Here is a 2,500-nt window from a genome sequence, read left to right on the forward strand (position 1 = left end):
ACAACCCAGGGTTGTCGATGGGGGTGTGAAACTCTCAAGCGCGAAAAGAGCAATTAGTATCGGTTAGCTCCACGCGTTACCGCGCTTCCACATCCGATCTATCAAGGTCGTGGTCTTCGACCGCTCTATGAAATCTTATCTCGAGGGAGGCTTCCCGCTTAGATGCTTTCAGCGGTTATCCCGTCCATACATAGCTACCCTGCTGCGCCGTTGGCACGACGACAGGTACACCAGAGGTATGTTCAACCCGGTCCTCTCGTACTAGGGTCAACTCCTCTCAAATTTCGACGCCCACGGCAGATAGGGACCAAACTGTCTCGCGACGTTCTGAACCCAGCTCACGTACCACTTTAATTGGCGAACAGCCAAACCCTTGGGACCTGCTCCAGCCCCAGGATGTGATGAGCCGACATCGAGGTGCCAAACAACCCCGTCGATATGAGCTCTTGGGGGTTATCAGCCTGTTATCCCCGGCGTACCTTTTATCCGTTGAGCGATGGCCCTTCCACGAGGGACCACCGGATCACTATGACCGACTTTCGTCTCTGCTCGACTTGTCAGTCTCGCAGTCAGGCTGGCTTATGCCATTGCACTCTAACAGCCGGTTTCCAACCGGCCTGAGCCAACCTTCGCGCGCCTCCGTTACTCTTTGGGAGGCGACCGCCCCAGTCAAACTACCCGCCACAGAGGGTCCCTGCACCGGATGACGGTGCGAGGTTAGACAGTAAAGAACAACAGGGTGGTATTTCACTTGGTGGCTCCACACCAGCTGGCGCCGGTGCTTCAAAGCCTCCCACCTATTCTACACAGTTGTTCTCCACTGCCACTCTGAAGCTGCAGTAAAGGTGCACGGGGTCTTTCCGTCTAACCGCGGGTACTCCGCATCTTCACGGAGAATTCAATTTCGCTGAGCATGTCCTGGAGACAGTGGGGAAGTCGTTACGCCATTCGTGCAGGTCGGAACTTACCCGACAAGGAATTTCGCTACCTTAGGACCGTTATAGTTACGGCCGCCGTTTACCTGGGCTTCATTTCGGAGCTTGCACTCCTCCACTTAACCTTCAGGCACCGGGCAGGCGTCAGGCCCTATACGTCGTCTTGAAGCCGACTTAGCAGAGCCCTGTGTTTTTGCTAAACAGTCGCTACCCCCTGGCCTGTGCCCCCTGCAACTGGTTGCCCAGAAGCAGGGCCTCCTTCTTCCGAAGGTACGGAGGCAATTTGCCGAGTTCCTTCAGGACACTTCTCTCAAGCGCCTTGGTATACTCTACCAGACCACCTGTGTCGGTTTCGGGTACGGTCTATACGGTGGGGCTATTTCCCGGGACTGCTTCGAAGCCAGTTCAATCCGATAAGAACTGACAACTTACGCAATCCGTCACACACCACCAGGCCCACGAATATTAACGTGGTTCCCATCGACTACCCCCTTCGGGCTCGTCTTAGGGGCCGGCTCACCCTGCGCGGATTAGCCTTGCGCAGGAACCCTTGGTCTTTCGGCGAGAGGGCATCTCACCCTCTTTATCGCTACTCATGTCTGCATTCGCACTTCCGATACCTCCATGGTCGGTTACCCTCCCACTTCACAGGCTTACGGAACGCTCCGCTACCGCGTGGATAAATCCACACCCTAAGCTTCGGTGCACGTCTTGAGCCCCGTTACATCTTCGCCGCAGGAACCCTTGTTTAGACCAGTGAGCTGTTACGCTTTCTTTAAAGGATGGCTGCTTCTAAGCCAACCTCCTGGTTGTTTTGGGATTCCCACATGCTTTCCCACTTAGACGTGACTTGGGGACCTTAGCTGTAGGTCAGGGCTGTTTCCCTTTTGACGACGGACCTTAGCACCCGCCGTCTGTCTCCCGGATATCACTCCTAGGTATTCGGAGTTTGGTTAGAGTTGGTAGATCTCGCGACCCCCGCATCCATCCAGTGCTCTACCCCCTAGGGTGTTCATCCGAGGCACTACCTCAATAGTTTTCGCGGAGAACCAGCTATTTCCCGGCTTGATTGGCCTTTCACCCCTAAGCACAACTCATCCGGTAACTTTTCAACGTTAATCGGTTCGGACCTCCAGTGGGTGTTACCCCACCTTCATCCTGGTCATGCATAGATCGCCGGGTTTCGGGTCTAATGCATCAAACTAAGTCGCCCTATTCAGACTCGCTTTCGCTGCGCCTACACCTATCGGCTTAAGCTTGCTTGATACATTAAGTCACAGACCCATTATGCAAGAGGTACGCGGTCAGGCCTCAAGGACCCTCCCACTGCTTGTAGGCATTCGGTTTCAGGTACTGTTTCACTCCCCTCATCGGGGTGCTTTTCACCTTTCCCTCACGGTACTAGTTCGCTATCGGTCATGTACGAGTATTTAGGCTTGGAGGGTGGTCCCCCCATGTTCAGACAGGATTTCACGTGTCCCGCCCTACTCGAGTCCTTCAACATCACTTTCGCATACGGGGCTGTCACCCGCTATGGCGCTCCTTTCCAGAAGCTTCTGCTAGTT

Annotated in this window: 1 rRNA gene (cut by a window edge); it reads right to left on the bottom strand. The window is 54.7% G+C overall.

Annotated elements, in window-relative coordinates:
* Positions 1 to 33 precede the first annotated feature (33 nt).
* A 23S ribosomal RNA gene (locus ACT53M_RS20010) occupies positions 34 to 2,500 on the bottom strand (it continues 325 nt past the right edge of the window).

The organism is Sphingomonas sp. DMC6 (genome assembly GCF_056314225.1).